17 protein-coding genes are annotated in these 18,532 nt (G+C 60.4%); 9 read left to right on the top strand and 8 right to left on the bottom strand.

Going from position 1 to position 18,532, the window contains the following annotated elements; translation table 11 throughout:
• The first annotated feature begins 93 nt into the window (after positions 1-93).
• A complete protein-coding gene (locus NBH21_RS09230; RefSeq protein ID WP_250915782.1) occupies positions 94-1,017 on the top strand; it encodes a cation diffusion facilitator family transporter in 924 nt (307 codons plus the stop codon).
• Entirely contained in the window at positions 1,014-1,478 is a 465-nt protein-coding gene (gene queF / locus NBH21_RS09225) for a preQ(1) synthase (protein WP_099058503.1), read from the top strand. Before NBH21_RS09230 ends, queF begins: the two co-directional genes overlap by 4 nt.
• A gap of 173 nt (positions 1,479-1,651) precedes the next feature.
• On the opposite strand, the gene NBH21_RS09220 is transcribed toward queF, so the two are convergent.
• Together NBH21_RS09220 and NBH21_RS09215 are read right to left on the bottom strand one after the other, a co-directional pair.
• Positions 1,652-2,224, bottom strand: a complete 573-nt coding sequence (locus NBH21_RS09220) for a HupE/UreJ family protein (RefSeq protein WP_250915783.1) — start codon at positions 2,222-2,224, stop codon at positions 1,652-1,654.
• Between the two features lie 265 nt (positions 2,225-2,489).
• Positions 2,490-2,987, bottom strand: coding sequence for a hypothetical protein (locus tag NBH21_RS09215; protein WP_250915784.1), 498 nt, complete (start codon positions 2,985-2,987; stop codon positions 2,490-2,492).
• Between the two features lie 277 nt (positions 2,988-3,264).
• Here NBH21_RS09215 and NBH21_RS09210 point away from each other — a divergent pair, with 277 nt between their 5' ends.
• Together NBH21_RS09210 and NBH21_RS09205 are read left to right on the top strand one after the other, a co-directional pair.
• Complete coding sequence (locus NBH21_RS09210) at positions 3,265-4,758, top strand: protein adenylyltransferase SelO (protein WP_250915785.1); 1,494 nt, start codon at positions 3,265-3,267, stop codon at positions 4,756-4,758.
• Between the two features lie 180 nt (positions 4,759-4,938).
• Entirely contained in the window at positions 4,939-7,506 is a 2,568-nt protein-coding gene (locus tag NBH21_RS09205) for a GcvT family protein (RefSeq protein ID WP_250915786.1), read from the top strand.
• A 98-nt stretch (positions 7,507-7,604) separates the two neighbouring features.
• Here NBH21_RS09205 and NBH21_RS09200 read toward each other — a convergent pair whose 3' ends face one another.
• On the bottom strand, positions 7,605-8,297 hold the full coding sequence (locus tag NBH21_RS09200; protein WP_250915787.1) for a winged helix-turn-helix transcriptional regulator: 693 nt from the start codon (positions 8,295-8,297) through the stop codon (positions 7,605-7,607).
• Positions 8,298-8,529: 232 nt separating this feature from the next.
• Here NBH21_RS09200 and NBH21_RS09195 point away from each other — a divergent pair, with 232 nt between their 5' ends.
• Positions 8,530-9,645, top strand: coding sequence for an acyl-CoA dehydrogenase family protein (locus NBH21_RS09195; RefSeq protein ID WP_425340401.1), 1,116 nt, complete (start codon positions 8,530-8,532; stop codon positions 9,643-9,645).
• 151 nt (positions 9,646-9,796) lie between these two features.
• Here NBH21_RS09195 and NBH21_RS09190 read toward each other — a convergent pair whose 3' ends face one another.
• Positions 9,797-10,900: a saccharopine dehydrogenase family protein gene (locus tag NBH21_RS09190; RefSeq protein WP_250915789.1), complete on the bottom strand. Its 1,104-nt coding sequence runs from the start codon at positions 10,898-10,900 to the stop codon at positions 9,797-9,799.
• 123 nt (positions 10,901-11,023) lie between these two features.
• Between NBH21_RS09190 and NBH21_RS09185 the strand changes: the two genes are divergently transcribed.
• Together NBH21_RS09185 and NBH21_RS09180 are read left to right on the top strand one after the other, a co-directional pair.
• Positions 11,024-11,455, top strand: coding sequence for an Lrp/AsnC family transcriptional regulator (locus NBH21_RS09185; RefSeq protein ID WP_099058495.1), 432 nt, complete (start codon positions 11,024-11,026; stop codon positions 11,453-11,455).
• Between the two features lie 171 nt (positions 11,456-11,626).
• Entirely contained in the window at positions 11,627-12,211 is a 585-nt protein-coding gene (locus NBH21_RS09180; protein WP_099060085.1) for an ATP-dependent Clp protease proteolytic subunit, read from the top strand.
• A 518-nt stretch (positions 12,212-12,729) separates the two neighbouring features.
• Here NBH21_RS09180 and NBH21_RS09175 read toward each other — a convergent pair.
• From NBH21_RS09175 to NBH21_RS09160, 4 genes are all read right to left on the bottom strand, one after another.
• Positions 12,730-13,320 (bottom strand): Swt1 family HEPN domain-containing protein, encoded by a 591-nt coding sequence (locus NBH21_RS09175; RefSeq protein ID WP_163900192.1) that lies wholly within the window; start codon positions 13,318-13,320, stop codon positions 12,730-12,732.
• Positions 13,313-13,963: a DUF5343 domain-containing protein gene (locus NBH21_RS09170; protein ID WP_250915790.1), complete on the bottom strand. Its 651-nt coding sequence runs from the start codon at positions 13,961-13,963 to the stop codon at positions 13,313-13,315. Before NBH21_RS09170 ends, NBH21_RS09175 begins: the two co-directional genes overlap by 8 nt.
• 320 nt (positions 13,964-14,283) lie before the next feature.
• Positions 14,284-15,522: a saccharopine dehydrogenase family protein gene (locus NBH21_RS09165; RefSeq protein ID WP_163900188.1), complete on the bottom strand. Its 1,239-nt coding sequence runs from the start codon at positions 15,520-15,522 to the stop codon at positions 14,284-14,286.
• A 38-nt stretch (positions 15,523-15,560) separates the two neighbouring features.
• A complete protein-coding gene (locus NBH21_RS09160; protein WP_250915791.1) occupies positions 15,561-16,661 on the bottom strand; it encodes a carboxynorspermidine decarboxylase in 1,101 nt (366 codons plus the stop codon).
• 59 nt (positions 16,662-16,720) lie between these two features.
• On the opposite strand from NBH21_RS09160, the gene NBH21_RS09155 reads away from it, so the two are divergent.
• Positions 16,721-17,080, top strand: coding sequence for a hypothetical protein (locus NBH21_RS09155; RefSeq protein ID WP_250915792.1), 360 nt, complete (start codon positions 16,721-16,723; stop codon positions 17,078-17,080).
• A 213-nt stretch (positions 17,081-17,293) separates the two neighbouring features.
• Positions 17,294-18,478: a benzoate/H(+) symporter BenE family transporter gene (locus NBH21_RS09150; RefSeq protein ID WP_250915793.1), complete on the top strand. Its 1,185-nt coding sequence runs from the start codon at positions 17,294-17,296 to the stop codon at positions 18,476-18,478.
• Positions 18,479-18,532: the final 54 nt, after the last annotated feature.

Raw genomic sequence — 18,532 nt, 5'->3', positions numbered from 1 at the left:
GCACTTGCTGAACCGTCCGCGCTTGTCGCGGGCGGTTTCGTCGTTTTGGCGATGCCTTGTGCTAATCGCTTGCAACTGCAAAGGAGAAGATGGATGTCCGCCGAGAAGAATGGATTCGTCCAGCGGCTGGCCTTCTGGGGTATCCCGCTGTCGTTCGGTGTCATGGGGCTGAAAATGCTCGCGTGGTACGTGACGGGTTCCGTCGCGCTGCTTTCCGACGGGCTGGAATCCACTGTCAATGTGGTCGCGGCTTTCATCGCCTATTTCGTCATTCGCTATGCGCAGAAGCCGGCCGATGCCGATCACCCCTACGGGCATCACAAGGCGGAATACATTTCCGCAGTTCTCGAAGGTGTGCTGATCGTGGTGGCGGCGCTTCTGATCGTCAACGAGGCTGTTCGCCACCTCTCTGCTCCGGCCATGCCGGAGGCGCCGGTTCTCGGTCTTGCGATCAATGCCGTCGCCGGTGTCATCAACGGTGTCTGGGCCATGACCCTCATCCGTGTCGGCAAGTCGCATCGCTCGCCGGCGCTTTCTGCTGACGGACATCATATCCTTTCCGATGTGGTGACCTCGGTCGGCGTGCTCATCGGACTGGTGCTTGCGCTTCTTACCGGTTATGCGATCCTCGACCCGGTGCTTGCCATTCTGGTGGCGATCAACATCATCTTCCAGGGATGGAAGGTGATTTCCCATTCGGTCGACGGATTGATGGACAAGGCCGTGGAACCGGCGGAAGAAGAGGCGATCAAGCATGCGATCGCTGCAAACTCGGCGGGTTCCCTCGGGGCCCATTACCTGCGCACGCGCAGGGGCGGGTCGGTGACGTTCGTTGCCTTCGATCTGGTGGTGCCAGCGAAGATGACCGTTCGCGAGGCCCATGTCATCTGCGACCGGCTTGAAATGGCCATCCATAATGCGCTACCGGGCGCGCGCGTCACCATTCACGTCGAACCCGAGAACGAAATGCCGCACGGGATCGGCGTCAACGTCCAGGATCAGGAGCACACCCCATGAGCAAGACCGATGTCAGCGGGCTGTCGCAGCTCGGAAGCAATGTCGAGGCGCCGACCAGCCCTGAGGCTGCCGTACTGGAGCGGGTGCCGAACGGCAATGCCGGCACCGATTACGTCGTGCGTTTCACCGCGCCGGAATTCACCTCGCTCTGCCCGATGACCGGGCAGCCTGATTTTGCCCATATCGTGATCGACTACATTCCCGGCGACTGGCTGGTGGAATCCAAGTCGCTGAAGCTCTTCCTGTTCTCGTTCCGCAATCACGGGGCGTTCCACGAGGATTGCTCGATCTACATTGCCAAGCGCATCGTCGAGCTGCTCGATCCCAAGTGGCTGAGGATCGGGGCCTACTGGTATCCGCGCGGCGGCATTCCGATCGATGTCTTCTGGCAGACGGGCGCTGCTCCGGAGGGCGTGTGGCTACCGGAGCAGGGCGTTGCCACCTATCGCGGGCGCGGCTGAGGCTCAGACATTACTTTAAGAGACGGCTGGTCCCGAAAGGCTGAGTCGTTTTAGCAGTCTGGGAGTGGAAGCGGAGAAATTGATTCCGTTCTGCCGGCTTGGCATCCTCTCCTCGATACAAACAAAAACGGCGGCTCCGGGAGCTGCCGTTTTCATGTCCGGATGAGTTTCGATCAACCGAAGGCGATAGCCGCGCCGCCGAACACGGTGGCAACGCCGAGAAGGCGCGTGACCAGCGGGCCGAGGCGCGAAAGGGTGATGCCGAGGCCGACGCCTGCAACATGTAACAGGGCGGTGGAAACCACGAAGCCGAGGCCGAATTGCAGCGCGCCGGCCGAGCCGAGTTCGCCGCCATGGGCATGGCCATGGAACAGGGCGAAGAGGCCGACGATGGCTGCGCAAGCCGCAACCGGCAGGCGGATGGCGGAAGCAACCAGCAAGCCGAGACCGATAACGGAAGCGAGGATCGCAGGCTCGACGAAGGGCAGGTTTACGCCGGCGACAGCCAGCGCGAAGCCGAGCGCCATGGTGCCGACGAAGGCGGCGGGAACGGCGATCAGCGCACGTCCGCCGATCTGCGAGGCCCAGAGGCCGACTGCGACCATGGCGAGGATGTGGTCCGCGCCGAACAGCGGATGGGAAATGCCGGCCATGAAGGAGCCGTGCTCCTCGGGATTGAGATGAGCGAAAGCGGGGGCGGCTGCGGCCGCGAAAATGGCAGCGGTGAGTGAAAGGCGTTTGAACATGTTTGTCCCTCTTTTTGGTCGACACGGCGCCTGGAAATCAGTCGCGCCGGCCTTCGTCTATATGTCATGCGACAGACTAGCGTAAGGGTTTTGTAACTGTCCATGACAAAAGAGCTGCGTCGCACAATGGAGCTTGTTCGCTTCCGGCGCAGGCGGGATCGCGGCAAGGCAAGGTCGCAGCCGGGATATCATCAAGTGAAACGAGAAAGCCCCATCTTGGGCGGGGCTTCCTTGTCTGACTTTTGAAGTAGCTCCTGGCGATGCTTCAGCGTTGCGGATGCGCGTTCAGCACTTCGGCGCAACGGGAGAAGCTCAGGCCTTCGCCATCCGTATCGTTCGAGGCGCGGATGGCGACGATGCGCTGGGAGGGATCGGCGGTGATCTGCAATTCGCAGAAAAGTTCCTCGTAGCGCGGCGGCGAAATCATCTGCGGTTGGGGCTGATAGATGCCAGTCGTTGTCGTCTTGGTGACGGTGACGCCGGGTTTGGTTTCCTTGGTTTCGGTCCGGGTGGTTGTCTGGGCCGGTGTCGGAGTGGAATAGGTCGGTGCGATGTAGCGGGTCTTGTCGCCGCCGCGCCAGGTGTAAAGCACGTTGCCGCTTGCCATCGGAAACTCGGAGACAGGCGGACCATACTGGGTGAAGAAGACCTCCACCGGTTGACCGACCCATCGGGACTGGATCACGGTATTGGCTTCTTCCGTCGTGGTGCAGCCGGAAAGAACGATGGCGAAGGCCGCCGCCGTGGCAAGGCGAAGTTTCATGTCTGATTACCCCTCTCAATCAGCGATATGATGGCGGTTCTGCAGTCCATGGAGGACGCAGACAACAACATGGCGCGCGCCGCCGTCATTCAGTGACGAGGGCGCTACGCCGAATGAAGGCCACGTTAAATATCCTGAAATCCGCGATACAATAGTCGCGGGCCGATGCGCCCAGATTTGGCCTTGGAGAGCGGCCCGCAGACGGGCAAACCGACCCTTCGGCTTCTTTCCGCTTGCTCCGTGGAATACCAGCCCCATATTTAAGCAATGGTCGAAAATGTTCGGCCGTAAGCCAGGAGGACAGAGCGTGTTCGCATTCGACAACAGCTATCAGCGGCTGCCGGAGCGTTTCTTTCGGGCTGTGAAGCCCGCGACTGTCCGGGCGCCTCGGCTGATCCGGTTCAATGCCGAGCTGGCTAGCGAGCTCGGGCTCGATTTTTCCGATGCCGGCGAGGCGCGGCTGGCCGAGATCTTCTCCGGCAACGACCTGCCGGAAGGGGCGGCGTCGCTTGCCATGGCCTATGCCGGGCACCAGTTCGGCAACTTCGTACCGCAGCTCGGCGACGGGCGAGCGATCCTCATCGGCGAGGTGGTGGACCGCAACGGCGTGCGCCGCGACATCCAGCTCAAGGGGGCAGGCGCCACGCCCTTTTCCCGCAATGGCGACGGGCGGGCGGCACTTGGTCCGGTGCTACGCGAATATATCGTTTCCGAGGCCATGCATGCGCTCGGTATTCCGACCACGCGCGCGCTTGCTGCTGTTCTGACCGGCGAGCCGGTGGTGCGTGAAACGCTGCTGCCCGGCGCCGTGCTGACGCGGGTGGCGGCAAGCCATATCCGCATCGGCACCTTCCAGTTTTTTGCCGTGCGAGGCGATGCGGATGGTCTTCGCGTGCTTGCGGACCACGTGATCGCGCGGCATTATCCGGAAATCTCGGCTGATGATGACAATCGCTATCTGGCGCTGCTCAATGCCGTCTCTGCCCGGCAGGCGGAGCTTGTGGCGCGCTGGCTTTCCGTGGGCTTCATCCATGGTGTGATGAATACCGACAACATGGCGGTTTCGGGTGAGACGATCGATTTCGGTCCCTGCGCTTTTCTCGACGAATACGATCCGCGCAAGGTCTTCTCCTCCATCGACCAGCGGGGCCGTTATGCCTATGCCAACCAGCCGGGCATTGCGCAGTGGAATCTCGCGCGTTTCGCCGAGGCGTTGCTGCCGCTCTTTTCCGCGCGGGATGACGAGAGCATCGAGGCTGCGAATGCGGCGCTGGTCGATTTCGGCCGTGTATTCCAGAGCCATTGGATCGATCTCTTCCGCCGGAAGATCGGCATTGGCGGCGAGGTGGAGGGGGATGTCGAACTGGTGAATGGCCTGTTGTCGCTGATGCATGAGGGGGAGGCTGACTTCACGCTGACCTTCCGCGCTCTGGGCAAGGTTGCCGGCGGTGCCGATGACGAAGTGCTACTCACCCAGTTCAAGGAGCGCTGGGGTGTCGCTGACTGGCTGGAACGCTGGCGGAAACGCCATGGCGGGCAACGGACGCCGAAGGAGCGGCAGGCGTCGATGGACGCGGTGAACCCTGCCGTCATCCCGCGCAACCATCGCATCGAAGAGGTGATCGTCGCGGGGCTTTCGGGCGATTTCGAGCCTTTCGAGCAGATGCACGCGGCGTTACAGCGGCCTTATGCAGAGGATCCGGCCTATGCAGATTATGCCCTGCCACCGATGCCGGCCGAGAGAGTGATGCGGACGTTCTGCGGCACGTGACGCCGGAGGTGTTCCCTGGCTGTCGCTCTTCCGACATGCAGACGGTTCGCGGTGCCGCTCGCGGACCGATTTTGCGTCGGAAACTGGTCGTGCAGTATTTGTAGAATGTCGCATTAAGGACGCAATGACGCTTCCGGAAACCCTAAGATCGGCACAAATCATCAATCAGGGTTTGTTCCTATGGCAGAGTTTCCGACAAAGGCTAAAGTCGTCATCATCGGGCTGGGCGGTATCGTGGGCGCTTCCGTCGCGCATCACCTTATCGAACGCGGCTGGGACGACATCGTCGGTATCGACAAGTCGGGTATTCCGACCGATATCGGTTCGACGGCGCATGCCTCCGATTTCTGTTTCATGACCAGCCACGACTTCCTGTCGGTCTGGACCTCGCTCTACTCGCTCGAATTCTACGAGAAGATGGGCCATTACGCCCGCATCGGCGGCATCGAAGTGGTTCGTGCCGGCGACGACAAGTGGATGGAAGAGGTCAAGCGCAAGGTCACCTCAGGCAAGGCTTTCGGCACGCGCGCCAGTCTGATTAGCGCCAGCGAAGTCAAGGAAAAGTTCCCGCTGGTCGAGGAAGAGGTGGTCGCAGGCGGGCTTTGGGACCCGGATGCAGGCCTCGTCATTCCGCGTTCGCAGACGGTTGCCGGCAAGCTGGTCGATGCCGCCGAAAAGTCCGGCAAGCTCCAGATGTTCGGCAATACGCCGGCACAGTCGCTGATCGTCGAGAATGGCCGCATCAAGGGCGTCGTCACCCATCGCGGCACGATCATGGCGGATCACGTCATCGTCTGCGCCGGCCTGTGGGGCCGCATGATCGCGGGCATGGTCGGTGAAGACCTGCCGGTCATGCCGGTCGACCACGCGCTCACCTTCTTCGGTCCTTTCAACGAGTTCGAGGGTACCGGCAAGGAAATCGGCTATCCGCTGCTGCGCGACCAGGGCAACTCCGCCTACATGCGTGACACCGGCGACCCGAAGACCACCGAGGGCGGCCAGCTCGAATGGGGTTACTACAACACCGAAAACCCGCGCATGTGCCATCCGCGCGATCTGCTCGAGAAGGAACAGGCTCGCCTGTCTCCCTCGCAGCGTGACCTCGATCTCGAGGCTGACGGCCTGATGGAAGGCCTGGAGCGGGCCATAGAGCTTACGCCGATCCTCGGCGAACTCGGTTACAACGAGAGCCATTCGTTCAACGGCCTGCTGCAGGTATCCGCCGCCGGCGGCGCTTCCTGCGGCGAGAGCCAGAAGGTGCGCGGTCTCTGGTACTGTGTTGGCATCTGGGTCAAGGACGCTCCGGGCTACGGCAAGCTTCTGGCCGACTGGATCACCGACGGCCGCACCGAAGTCGACCACTCCTCGATCGATTTCGCCCGTTTCTATCCGCACCAGATGCAGGAAGACTTCATCCTCGGTCGTTGCTCCGAGGCTGCGTGCAAGATCTATTTCCCCGCCGTTCACCCGCGCGAACCCTATGCCACCGGCCGCAACATCAAACGTTCGCCCTTCTACGAGCGCGAAGTGGAGCTTGGCGGCTACTTCATGGAACTCGGTGGCTGGGAACGCGCCCATGGCTACAAGGCCAACGAGCATCTCCTGGAGAAGTACGGCGACAAGGTGCCGGTTCGTGAGGCCGAGTGGGACAACCGTCACTTCTGGCGCGTTTCCAACGCCGAACATCTCGCCATGAGCGACGATTGCGGCATCGTCAACCTTTCGCATTTCCACATGGTGGACATCGAAGGTCCTGATCATGTCGAGCTGCTGGAATGGCTCTGCGCAGCCAAGGTCGGTGGCGACGCCAATATCGGCAAGGGCATCTACACGCACTTCCTCGACGACGAGGGCATGGTGCGCGCTGACTTCACCGTGTTCCGCATGGCGGATCGCTGCCGTCTGGTGAACGGTGCCGATGCCGGCCCGCGCGACTTCCACTACATGAAGCGCGTGGCCGAGGATCGCGGCCTCGATGTTACCATCACCGACGTGTCGGAAAAGTTCATCACCATCGGCATATGGGGTCCGAATGCCCGCGAGACGCTGAAGAAGGTGGTTGCCGATCCGGCTGGCCTCGATGTGGAGAACTTCCCCTTCGCCGCCATCAAGCCGATCGAGATCGCCGGCAAGTCCGTCTCTGCTTTCCGCATCTCCTATGTCGGCGAGCAGGGCTGGGAACTGCACATGAAGTACGAGGATGGCCTTGCCGTCTGGGATGCGCTGCGCGCTACCGGCGTGATGGCCTTCGGCGTCGAGACCTATGCGAACTCGCGCCGCATGGAAAAGAGCCTGCGCCTGCAGAATGCCGACCTCACGACGCAGTACAACCTGATCGAAGCCGATCTCGCCCGTCCGAAGGTCAAGGAAGCCGATTTCCGCGGCAAGGCCAAGCATCTAGAGTACAAGGCCCGCGAACAGCAGCCGGCCATGCTCTGCACGCTGGCGATGACCGAAAACACCGACGCCAACGGCGTGAAGCGTTATCCGGTCGGCGCAATGCCGGTGATCGATCCGGCAACGGGCAAGACGCTGGTCGACAGCCTTGGCCGCATCTCCTACACGACCTCGGTCGCCTACGGCCCGACCATCGGCAAGAACATCGCGCTCGCCTACCTGCCGCAGGAATACTGCCAGGTCGGCCGCAAGCTGAATGTCGAATATTTCTGCGAGACCTACCCGGTCGAAGTCGTCGCCGTCGGCTACAAGCCGCTCTACGACCCCGAAAACCTGAAGCCGCGGAGCTAAGGCTCAAGGGTCGGATTGCAAAGGCGGAATGCATTTATGACCCGTCGGCTGAAAGGCCGGCGGGTTTTCTCTTCTTATGGGAAGCAAGTGGGGCGAACCTATTGTACCATCCGCGCAACCGGGGCGAATTTGCTGAGGCCGAGCCAGTCCTGCATGTTGCGGGCGAGGGAAGGGTCGCCCTCGATGCTGAGATCGCCGTTTTCGGTCTCCCGACGAACGGTGGTCAGGCCCATCCAGATGGCCGTCATGGAGCGAAGCGAGCTTCTGACGAGCAGGTCGAGTTCGTAGCCCGGGTCGAAATTGCAGACGTCGGTCGTGCCGTTGTCGATGAGCAGCCACCAGCTTTTCTGGGTGGCCGAAAGCTCAGGGTACAGAAACTGTATCGTGCAGCGGCGGCGGGGCAGGTGGCTGAGGTCCAGATTGCGGCGCATGTCCCACATCAGCAGCGACGGGTCGAGGTTCTTCAGGGAGAGCCGGGATTCGATCCATCGCTGCGCCCAGATGCCGAGGCCCATGATGAGAGGGCGCAGTTCCTCGCCCGATGCCGAGAGGCGGTATTCCGAGGTGCCGTTGGGCAGGCGGTCGATGGTGATGACACCGGCCTGTTCCAGCTCCTTCAGGCGCTTGGAGAGCAGGGTGGGGGACATTTTCGGCACGCCCTTGCGCAGTTCGTTGAAGCGCGTGGAGCCGCATAGAAGCTCGCGGACAACGAGCGTCATCCAGCGGGAGCATAGAATTTCCGAAGCCATCGACACCGGGCAAAACTGCCCATACCCACCATGTTCCTGCATGTGGGATCCTCCTGTGGCCGTGCCATCGATAACAATAGTCAAAAACAGCGCCGCTGCCAATCATCCGGACCTCCGTCCGCTCTTTACGGAAATCGACGAGGTACATTTCCTGAACTGGATATAACCCGGCAAGGCGCGCAGACTCCTCATCGTTGCAAGTCAATGGGAGGAACGAGACATGCACGGCATGGCTGAAACGGCAACGGCGAGAGAGGCTGGCACCGACACTGCAATGAGCATTACCGAGATCGCGCGGCGGCTTGCGCCGGTTCTGGCGGAGCGCGCGGCCTCACATGATGAAAACGACCGCTTCGTCAGCGAGAACTATGCGCTTCTCAAGGAAGCAGGACTGGTCGAGGCCGGTGTGCCGGTCGAGCTAGGAGGGCGTGGAGCAGAGGTTCGGGAACTTGCGGATATGCTGCGCATCCTTGCGCATTCCTGCGGTTCGACGGCGCTCGCCTTTTCCATGCACACCCATCAGGTGGCGATCCCGGCATGGCGCTGGCGTCATCAGAAGGTTTCCGTGGTCGAGCCGCTTCTGCGGCGCGTGGCGGCGGAACGCCTGATCCTGCTTTCCAGCGGTGGATCCGACTGGATCGGCGGTTCCGGCCGGGCCGAACGGGTCGAAGGCGGATACCGCGTCACGGCGCGCAAGGTGTTTACATCCGGCGCCGAGGCGGGTGCGGTACTGATGACCGGGGCGATCCACGAGGCGGAGGACGGGTCACGTTCCGTCATCCATTTCGGCGCGCCGATGAAGGCGCCGGAAGTCAAGATCGAGAACACATGGCGCAGCCTCGGCATGCGCGGCACGGGATCGAATGACGTTTTCATCGAGAACCTGTTCATCCCCGATGCCAACGTCGCGTTTTCCCGCAAGGCGGGAGAGTGGCATCCGGTCTTCCAGATCATCTCGACCATCGCCTTTCCGCTGATCTACGCCGTCTATCTCGGCGTTGCCGAAAGCGCGCGGGATATCGCGATGGACATGGCGCGGAAGCGGCCGCAGAGCGATTGCGTGACCGAACTTGCCGGCCAGGTCGACACAGCGCTGAGGGCTGCGCAGATCGCGCATCGTTTCATGCTGGATGTCGTCGATCGGAACGCGCCATCTGCCGATACGGTGAACGAGATCATGATCGGCCGCTCGCTGGTGGCGCAATACGCGATCAAGGCGACGGAACTTGCGATGGAGCTTGCCGGTGGGGCGTCCTTCTACCGGGCAAACGGGCTGGAGCGGCGTTTCCGCGACGTGCAGGGCGCGCGGTTCCATCCGCTGCAGTCCGGGCCGCAGGCGCGCTACGCAGGCGCCGTGGCGCTTGGCCAACCGGTCGACCGGATCTTCTGACGTATAGCCGATAAAGTTGGGGCGGAGGCCGGTTTTCATGCCGGTCACTCCGCCCCATCACGGGCTTTTCAGCCCACCCTTCTCCCCGCAGAGAAGGTCAATGCGCTTCAATTCTCCATGCCAGCGGTACGGAGAACCTCAGTTTGATCGATCAGCCGACCCGCGCCAGCTTCGTGGCTTCCGGATCGTAGACGCGGCCGAAGCGGTTCGCGAGGAAATCGGAGAAGCCGATCTCTTCCTGACGAACGAAGCCCTTGGCCGGCAGCTTGCCATCGGCGAGCAGGTCGAGGACCGTGCAGATGCCGGCGGCGGTGGTGATCTGGATGGCGCTCATCAGGCGACCGCCGATAACGCCGGAATAGACCTTGTTGGCATAGGTTTCCTGCATGAAGCGGCCGTTCTTCGTGCCGCAGACGGTGACGAAGACAACGACGACGTCCTGCATGGTTGCGGGCAGGGCGTTTTCGAACAGGTCCTTCAGCACATCGCGACGGTTCTTGAGGTTCAGGTCGTTCAGCAGCGCCTTCACGATGGCCTGGTGGCCCGGATAGCGGATGGTGCGGTAGTTCATCGTGCGCACCCGGCCTTCCAGCGTCTTGCAGAGCGTGCCGAGGCCGCCCGACGTGTTGAAGGCTTCGTAGGTCACGCCGTCGAGGGAGAATTCCTCGCGTTCTTCCATGGCCGGAACGGTGATGAGGCGACCTTCGACGATGGCTTCGCAGGGCTCGATGTACTCGTTGATCAGGCCGTCGGTGCTCCAGGTCAGATTGTAGTTGAGAGCGTTGGAAGGGTACTGCGGCAGCGCGCCGACGCGCATGCGAACGCTGTCGAGGCTGTCGAAATTTTTCGCCAGATCATGGGCAACGATTGAGATGAAGCCCGGAGCGAGGCCGCACTGGGGAATGAAGGCGCTGTTTGCGCCGGCAGACAGGGCCTCCACCTTGCGGGTCGTGGCGACATCTTCGGTGAGGTCGAGATAATGCGTGCCGGTGCGGGCGGCAGCTTCGGCGATGGCGCCCGTCAGGTGGAACGGGGCGGCCGAGAGAACTGCGAAACGGCCCTTGAGCAGCGCGTCCAGCGCGGCGGCGTCGGCAATGTCGACGACGGCGGTCGTGATCGCCGGATGGGCTTCGATGGCGGCCAGCTGCGCTTCGCTCCTGTCAGCGACGGTAACGCGGTAATCGCCGCTTGCCGCCAGCATCAGGGCGATCGCTCCGCCGATCTTGCCCGCACCCATGACCACGATATCTTTCATAATATGACCCTCTTGAAATTTGTCAGATGTGAACAGGATGCCGTGGTGTCTGGTCGATTCATAGTGGCGAAAAGCGCTATTCGTGGTATGAAAATGGTCTAATTGCCGAATGGATTTGTCACAATGCAACTGACCGACAAGGACCGCGAACTGATTTCCCTGCTCGGGGAGAATGCCCGCATGCCGGTCGCTACCCTCGCGCGGCGACTGGGGCTTTCGCGCACCACGGTGCAGGCGCGGCTGGAGCGGCTGGAGGAAGGGCAGGTCATCACCGGCTACGGGGTCAGGCTGTCTGACAGCTATGTCCGGGACCTGATCCGGGCACATGTGCTGATTACCATTGCGCCGAAGTCGCTTTCGGCTGTTACCAACGAGCTTGCGGCGATCCGCGAGGTGACGGCGCTGCATTCGGTCAACGGTCCCTATGACCTGATCGCGATCATCGCGTCTCCCTCCATCGCCGAACTCGACCGGCTGATCGACCGCATCGGCGAACTCGCCGGGGTCGAGCGGACGCTGTCCTCCATCATCCTGTCGACGCGCATCTCGCGGTAGGGTCCGAACTCAATCAGGATAGGTGTTGCGAAAGCGTTTTGCGCCGAAGCCTGTGGGGCACGGCGCTAACGGGCTGTTCACCGGTTCCGTGCCTTGTCTTTTTCCCGCATTGTTTTAGGACATGAGTCGCACTATGTGCGGGAGAACGAAGCCCAAGTGGAGATGATCCGGATGAACGAAGACGAAGACGACAAGAGCAAGGAACTGCCGCTCGGCAAGGAAACGGAAGCGAATCTTTTCAAGTCGCGTTCGATCTTCATTTTTGGCGGGATCACTCAGGAACTGGCGCAGAAGGTCTGCACCCAGCTCGTGGCTCTGGCTGCCGCTAGCGACGAAGACATCCGTGTTTATGTCAGCTCGCCGGGCGGTCATGTGGAATCGGGTGACGCGATCCACGACATGATCAAGTTCATCAAGCCGAAGGTGTGGATCATTGCGACGGGCTGGGCTGCGTCCGCCGGTTCGCTGATCTTCGTGTCGGTTCCGAAGGAACAGCGCCTTTGCCTGCCGAACACGCGTTTCCTGATGCATCAGCCCTCGGGCGGCACCCGCGGCATGGCATCCGATATCGAGATCCAGGCCCGCGAAATCATCAAGATGAACCAGCGCCTGATCAAGATATATTCCAAGGCCACCGGCCAGACGGAAGAGAAGATCGCCAAGGATATCGACCGCGACTACTGGCTGTCGGCTGAAGAAGCCGTTGCCTACGGTCTCGTCGGCAAGATCATCGAAAGCCAGTCCGACATCGGCTGAGCGCTTTAGATCCGAAGTTTATGGAGACCCCCGCCGGAGCGATCCGGCGGGTTTTTGGTTTGGAAGTGGGGCGTGCCATGGGCCGAGGCCCTGGAGTGTTTGGGTCGTCTGCATCTTTCGGCTGTTTCGATCCATGAGATCGAAAAGGGCATCCGCCTTCTCGATGCCAAAGCGGTGACGCGGAAGGCGCGCGCCCTTGAGGGTTGGTTGCGAACGCTCCGTGACACGACTCGGGAGTTTCATTCTCCCAGTGGACGCTGAGGTGGTGAGGGTTTTGGGAGTTCTCGAAGCGAAGGCCATCGCGGACAGCGCGAGGCCGGGTGCGTCGGATGCGATGATTGCCGGGACGGCGGTATATCACGGCTGACCGTGGTAACGCGGAATCTACGGCATTTTCGGGTGTTTGGGGTTGGGGTGATGGGGGTGAGCGAGGCGCGATGAAAAGCTATCTAGCGCGATCGCGATAACTGACCACTTTCTCGTCGCTGCTGCCTGTACTTCCGACTTCCCCGCAACACTCAGCTTAGCAGACGGAACCAATCTCTAACAGCCAGCTTTAGCCGGTCGCGTTCATCCGCGGCAAGCGGACAGCAGTGAGCTATCGGCCCTCGTAACAAGTTTAGTTGGTTGAGTACCCGACTTACTGCACCCTTTGATGAAATAATTGGAACAAAAAGATCAAAATTATCAGTAATTATCTGTGATAACTGTCCGAACGTCGTGTAATCGATTGGGTTATCGGATCGCAGCGTTATGGCAGCCTGCTCTTCCTTATTCTTTATGGCTTGAACCTCATTCTTGATGCCGACCGCTACTCGGTCGGTGTTCCACCAATCCGCGCCCTCTGCCTCCGTAAGAGTATCATTTATGAGTTTTCTGATTGAAACTTCCAGGCAGTAGAAGATCTCGTAATACTCAGACATCCAGGACGCATCGTCTCGAATGGATTGCTCGAAATTCGCATAATCCTCGTGCTTTCTAGCCTTCCTTGCCTCTTTTGTCGCCCTCAGGGTTACTCCCTTTTCGCGCTCAATTTTCCGCATTTCAGACGAAATTTGGGCCCCGCTCATACCGAACGCCCGCAGATAGAGATCGGTTTTTTCAGTCATCTGAGCTACTCAGTAGATTTGCTCTAAGGCTTTTAAATATCGCGTTAAAAACCTCGATGTCGGTCGTCTCTGGTAAGTTTAGATTGATGGTGTATCCTAGGTTTAAGCTGACGTTTTCGCCTTTCGTCTTCGAAACCATGTCGTGATTGATCTGTGCCTGGGGTGAAATGGAGTAGGCGGCGTCGTTGTATCGGTCGTCGCTACTGGCAGAATTTTCCGGTTCAGAAAAGTCTGCCAAAGAAATCAGATTCCTTAGAGTACTGACTGTGAGACCGAGCGGCCTCGCGTCTTTCGCGTAGCCTGTTTCCTGCATTACTATCTCTTTTAGTGATTTTTCATCGCACTCATGCAGGTACTCGTTACGTTGATATAAGGCGCTGTAAGCGCTCTTGATCGCTGTTGCCAATGCGCGTCCTCCGCCGACCCCCCTATACCCTCTATACAGGTCAGTGGGTGTTCCATCTGCCGAGGCGAAACCAAGCCGCTTCAGAAATGTGGTCATTTGGTCCCCAGAACTGCCGGTTATTCCTAGTTTTGTTTTCACAAAGTCTTGCGAAACCTTAGGAGGGGTCGCGGCAGTCTTAATGGCAGCGAATGCCTTAATTATGTTTCCTGGTGAAGCTAGGTAAGGAACGTTACTCATCTGATTTGGCCACCCATCCAAATGCTATCGGCACGATAAGATGCACTCTGCGGTAGAATTCACCGTAAGTGAAGGGTGGCCCAAGTCTGAGTGCTGCGTTTTACCGCTCCTCGTTGCACTCGGTCGTCATGCACCGCGCTCGTTCCGAGCGTCTGCCGCGGCATCCTATCTGTGACCTCGCCGCCTGCCGTTAGCGGCAGTAGATCCTCGGGACAGGCCCGAGGAGGACGGCGGTGGGTGTAGGTGGGCATATGAAAAACCCCGCCAGATCGCTCCGGCGGGGTCCGCATTCCTTCAATCCTCAAGCGCTATCCGCGCTCTCAGAACTCCACGGCCCGGTCGCCATCCTCATCCTGAATGCGGGTCGGCAGGCCGATCTTGTTTAGGAGGTTGATGAACGGCTTCGGCGGAAGTTCCTCGACATTGACCATCTTCTTCGCATCCCATTCACCGGTGGCCACCAGCATGGCTGCTGCAACCGGGGGAACGCCGGCGGTGTAGGAAATGCCCTGGCTGCCGACTTCGTTGAAGGCTTCCTTGTGATCGGCCACGTTGTAGATGAAGACGGTCTTTTCCTTGCCGTCCTTGAAGCCCTTCACATAGTCGCCGATGCAGGTCTTGCCTTCGTAGTCGGGAGCGAGCGAGGCCGGGTCGGGCAGGCAGGCCTTGACGACCTTGAGGGGCACCACTTCGGAACCGTCGGCGAGCTTGACCGGCTGTTCGGAGAGAAGGCCGATCGACTTCAGCACGGTGAAGACGTTGATGTAGTGATCGCCGAAGCCCATCCAGAAGCGCACGTCGGCGCCATCCATGTTCTTGGCCAGCGAGTGCACTTCGTCATGGCCGCAGAGATAGGCGCGGCGGGTGCCGACGACCGGCAGGTCGTAGTCCTTGCCGATCTCGAACATCTTGTTGGTCTGCCACTGACCGTTCTGCCAGGAATAGACGACGCCGGTGAATTCACGGAAGTTGATTTCCGGGTCGAAATTGGTGGCGAAGTACTTGCCATGGCTGCCGGCATTGATGTCGACGATGTCGACGTCGGTCACCTTGTCGAGATATTCATCCTTGGCGAGCTTGGCATAAGCATTGACGACGCCCGGATCGAAGCCGGCGCCGAGGATGGCGGTGATGCCCTTTTCCTCGCATTCAGCGGCGCGCTTCCACTCGTAGTTGCCGTACCACGGCGGGGTCTCGCAGATCTTGTTCGGCTCTTCGTGGATCGCGGTGTCGATATAGGCGACGCCGGTATCCATGCAGGCGCGCAGCACCGACATGTTGAGGAATGCAGTGCCGACGTTGATGACGATCTGAGAATTGGTTGACTTGATGAGGGCCTTGGTAGCCTCGATATCGAGGGCGTCCAGCGCGTGGCCTTCGAGCACGCCAGGCTGTTTCATGGCCTTCTTTTCATGGACCGATGCGATGATGCTGTCGCACTTGGCCTTGGTGCGCGAGGCGATGTTGATATCACCGAGCACATCGTTGTTCTGGGCGCATTTATGCGCCACGACCTGGGCGACGCCACCGGCGCCGATGATAAGCACGTTCTTCTTCATGATGGGGACCAACTCCTTATGTCCAATCGTCAGAAGCCTTACGAGAGGCTTTGTTCGTAGTCCGCGTAGGAAAACTCGCGGACCGTTCTGATGCTGCCATCCAGTTCGCGGATGGCGATTGCCGGCATTTTCACGCCGTTAAACCAGTTTTTCTTGACCATCGTGTATCCGGCGGTGTCCTGGATCGAGATCCGGTCGCCGACATTCAGTTCGTTCGGAAAATCGAACTCGCCGAAGATGTCGCCAGCCAGGCAGGACTTGCCGCAGACCATGTAACGATGTGGTCCCTGGTTGGGATGAACCTTCGCGTTTTCACGATAGATCAGGAGATCCAGCATGTGCGCTTCGATGGACGAATCCACCACGACAAGGTCCTTGCCGTTGTAAAGCTTGTCGAGAACGGTCACTTCCAGCGTGGTCGACCGGGTGATCGAGGCCTCGCCGGGCTCCAGATAGACCTGCACGCCGAATTCGCCGGAGAAACGCTTGAGGCGCTCGGCGAATTTTTCCAGCGGGTAGTTTGCGCCGGTGAAATGGATGCCGCCGCCGAGGCTGACCCAGCCGGCCTTCTTCAGCAACGGGCCGAACTTTTCCTCGATCGCGGTCAGCATCCGGTCGAACAGGTCGAAATCGCCGTTCTCGCAGTTGTTGTGGATCATGAAGCCGGAGATCATGTCCATGACCGGCTCAACCTTGGCCATGTCCCATTCGCCGAGGCGGGAGAAGGGCCGGGCAGGGTCCGCAAGATCGAAGCTCGATGAGGAGACGCCGGGATTGAGGCGAAGCCCGCGGATGATGCCGGCCGACTGCTTCTCGAAACGCTGCAACTGGCCGATGGTGTTGAATATGATCTTGTCGGCATGGGACACGACCTCGTCGATCTCGTAGTCGGCATAGGCGACCGAGTAGGCGTGCGTTTCCTTGCCGAAGCGCTCGTGGCCGAGACGGACCTCGTTCAGCGAGGAAGACGTGGTGCCATCCATGTATTCGCGCATGAGGTCGAAGACCGACCATGTGGCGAAGCATTTCAGCGCGAGCAGCGCCCTGGCGCCGGAGAGTTCGCGCAGTCTGGCGATCTTCTCCATGTTCTGCAGGAGCTTCGACTTGTCGATCAGGTAATAGGGGGTCTGTAGCTGCATCTTGGGAACCTGCTCGTTTTCAAGGTGGTGCTGATTTGCCATCGGCATGTGACGGCGACGTGAAACAGGCATCAGGGCATGGCGTGGCGCGCATGATCCGATGTCGATTGAAATCTGGTTCGGGTGGTTCAAGAGGGGATGGTAAAGGCCATCCGGCGTGGCACGAGCCGCTTCTGCAGGCCACCGCGCTGGCGCACGGCCGTGCGCACAAGCGCTATCGCGATGCGCTTCGTTCTCGTGAAAACGAGACGAAATACCACCGGGAACGCTCCTTTTACGGGCGTCGTAAAGAATTCTTCCGTTCGGGGGGCATCCAGTCCGACTGGGCCCATCCCCGATTGGAAGAGGGCGTCGCTAGACATGGCGTCCTCTCCAACCAGCAGATGAAACCTGCAACTTGTTGGCCGGCCTATACATGACGCTTCCGGCGAATACAACATATCAATTAGCGGCCCCGTTTGCCTTTCACCTTGCCGGACACGGATGCCGCTTTGCGTCGTAAGTCGCCGGGAGGGGCTTTCCGGCACCTGTTTTCCCCTTGTGGCCGTACCTTTTTCGACAAACCAGCCTTGCGTGCCGGGAGGAATTTTGCTGTTCGATAGCTTTCCAAATCCCGCACCTCCGAGTCCGTCATGCTGAAAGACCTTTCTCCCCAAAGTTTCTTCATGGGCTGCCTGACCGCTTTCGTCGGCTTCGCCAGTTCCTTCGCCGTCGTGCTGCAGGGGCTGAAGGGGGTCGGGGCGACTGACTTCGAGGCGGCCTCGGGCCTGATGGCGCTTTCCGTTTCGATGGGCCTTTGCGCCATCGTGCTCAGTGCATGGACCAAGCTTCCCGTTTCCATTGCTTGGTCTACGCCCGGTGCGGCGCTGTTGGCGACCGCGGGCGTTCCGGAGGGCGGATTTCCGGTGGCCGTCGGTGCGTTTCTAGTCTGCGCCGCGCTGATCATCATTGCGGGCCTGTTCAAGCCGCTGGGCAAGGCCGTTGCCGCTATTCCCGCGCCGCTTGCCAACGCCATGCTGTCGGGCGTCATTCTCGGTCTCTGTTTCGCGCCCTTCAAGGCCATCGCCTTCGACCCGTTGCTCGGCCTTCCGATCCTTGCCGTATGGGCGGTGGTTGCCGCTTTCAAGCGGCTCTATGCCGTTCCGGCCGCACTTCTCGCCTTCGTTCTGGTGATGATGTTCGGGGTGGAACTGCCAGAGGGAGCCATGGCGAACTGGGCCGCATCGCTTGCGCCGCCGATGGAACTGGTGACGCCTGCCTTCACCCTGCCGTCGCTGATCTCGATCGCGCTGCCGCTCTTCATCGTCACCATGGCTTCCCAGAATATTCCGGGGATCGCGGTGCTGAAGGTCAATCACTACGATCCCAATCCCGGCCCTCTGTTTGCAACGACGGGGTTTTTCTCGCTGCTGTCGGCTCCGTTCGGCGGGCATGCCGTCAATCTGGCGGCCATCACGGCGGCCATGTGCGCCGGAGAGGACGCCCATCCCGATCCGAAGAAACGCTATTGGGCGGCGATCATCGGCGGCGTCGGCTATGTGATTCTCGGCCTACTGGCCGGAGCCGTGACGGCTTTCGTCTCGCTCGCTCCGCCCATCCTCATTCAGGCCGTTGCCGGGCTTGCACTGATCGGGGCGTTTTCCGGCTCCGCCCTTGCCGCTTTCAAGGACGCCGAAACGCGCGAAGCGGCGGCGGTCACCTTCCTGATCACGGCTTCCGGCGTGTCGTTCGGTGGCATTTCCGGCGCTTTCTGGGGGCTTGTTGCGGGCGGGCTGATGCTCGGCCTGCTCAATGTCGCCAAGACCTGGCGGGGCTGAGGCGAGGATATCGGGTGCGTCACACTTGGCCACCTCATGGGCGAACCAATGGGC

Source organism: Ciceribacter sichuanensis (genome assembly GCF_024055605.1).
Taxonomy (GTDB): domain Bacteria; phylum Pseudomonadota; class Alphaproteobacteria; order Rhizobiales; family Rhizobiaceae; genus Allorhizobium; species Allorhizobium sichuanense.
Note: the sequence above shows the minus strand (reverse complement) of the source record. Positions and strands in the feature narration are given on the sequence as shown.

Bases quoted from the DNA above. Each gene is read 5' to 3' on its own strand.
- NBH21_RS09230 (WP_250915782.1), top strand. From the start codon at position 94: ATGTCCGCCGAGAAGAATGGATTCGTCCAGCGGCTGGCCTTCTGGGGT.
- queF (WP_099058503.1), top strand. From the start codon at position 1,014: ATGAGCAAGACCGATGTCAGCGGGCTGTCGCAGCTCGGAAGCAATGTC.
- NBH21_RS09220 (WP_250915783.1), bottom strand. From the start codon at position 2,224: ATGTTCAAACGCCTTTCACTCACCGCTGCCATTTTCGCGGCCGCAGCC.
- NBH21_RS09215 (WP_250915784.1), bottom strand. From the start codon at position 2,987: ATGAAACTTCGCCTTGCCACGGCGGCGGCCTTCGCCATCGTTCTTTCC.
- NBH21_RS09210 (WP_250915785.1), top strand. From the start codon at position 3,265: ATGTTCGGCCGTAAGCCAGGAGGACAGAGCGTGTTCGCATTCGACAAC.
- NBH21_RS09205 (WP_250915786.1), top strand. From the start codon at position 4,939: ATGGCAGAGTTTCCGACAAAGGCTAAAGTCGTCATCATCGGGCTGGGC.
- NBH21_RS09200 (WP_250915787.1), bottom strand. From the start codon at position 8,297: ATGCAGGAACATGGTGGGTATGGGCAGTTTTGCCCGGTGTCGATGGCT.
- NBH21_RS09195 (WP_425340401.1), top strand. From the start codon at position 8,530: ATGAGCATTACCGAGATCGCGCGGCGGCTTGCGCCGGTTCTGGCGGAG.
- NBH21_RS09190 (WP_250915789.1), bottom strand. From the start codon at position 10,900: ATGAAAGATATCGTGGTCATGGGTGCGGGCAAGATCGGCGGAGCGATC.
- NBH21_RS09185 (WP_099058495.1), top strand. From the start codon at position 11,024: ATGCAACTGACCGACAAGGACCGCGAACTGATTTCCCTGCTCGGGGAG.
- NBH21_RS09180 (WP_099060085.1), top strand. From the start codon at position 11,627: ATGAACGAAGACGAAGACGACAAGAGCAAGGAACTGCCGCTCGGCAAG.
- NBH21_RS09175 (WP_163900192.1), bottom strand. From the start codon at position 13,320: ATGACTGAAAAAACCGATCTCTATCTGCGGGCGTTCGGTATGAGCGGG.
- NBH21_RS09170 (WP_250915790.1), bottom strand. From the start codon at position 13,963: ATGAGTAACGTTCCTTACCTAGCTTCACCAGGAAACATAATTAAGGCA.
- NBH21_RS09165 (WP_163900188.1), bottom strand. From the start codon at position 15,522: ATGAAGAAGAACGTGCTTATCATCGGCGCCGGTGGCGTCGCCCAGGTC.
- NBH21_RS09160 (WP_250915791.1), bottom strand. From the start codon at position 16,661: ATGCAGCTACAGACCCCCTATTACCTGATCGACAAGTCGAAGCTCCTG.
- NBH21_RS09150 (WP_250915793.1), top strand. From the start codon at position 17,294: ATGCTGAAAGACCTTTCTCCCCAAAGTTTCTTCATGGGCTGCCTGACC.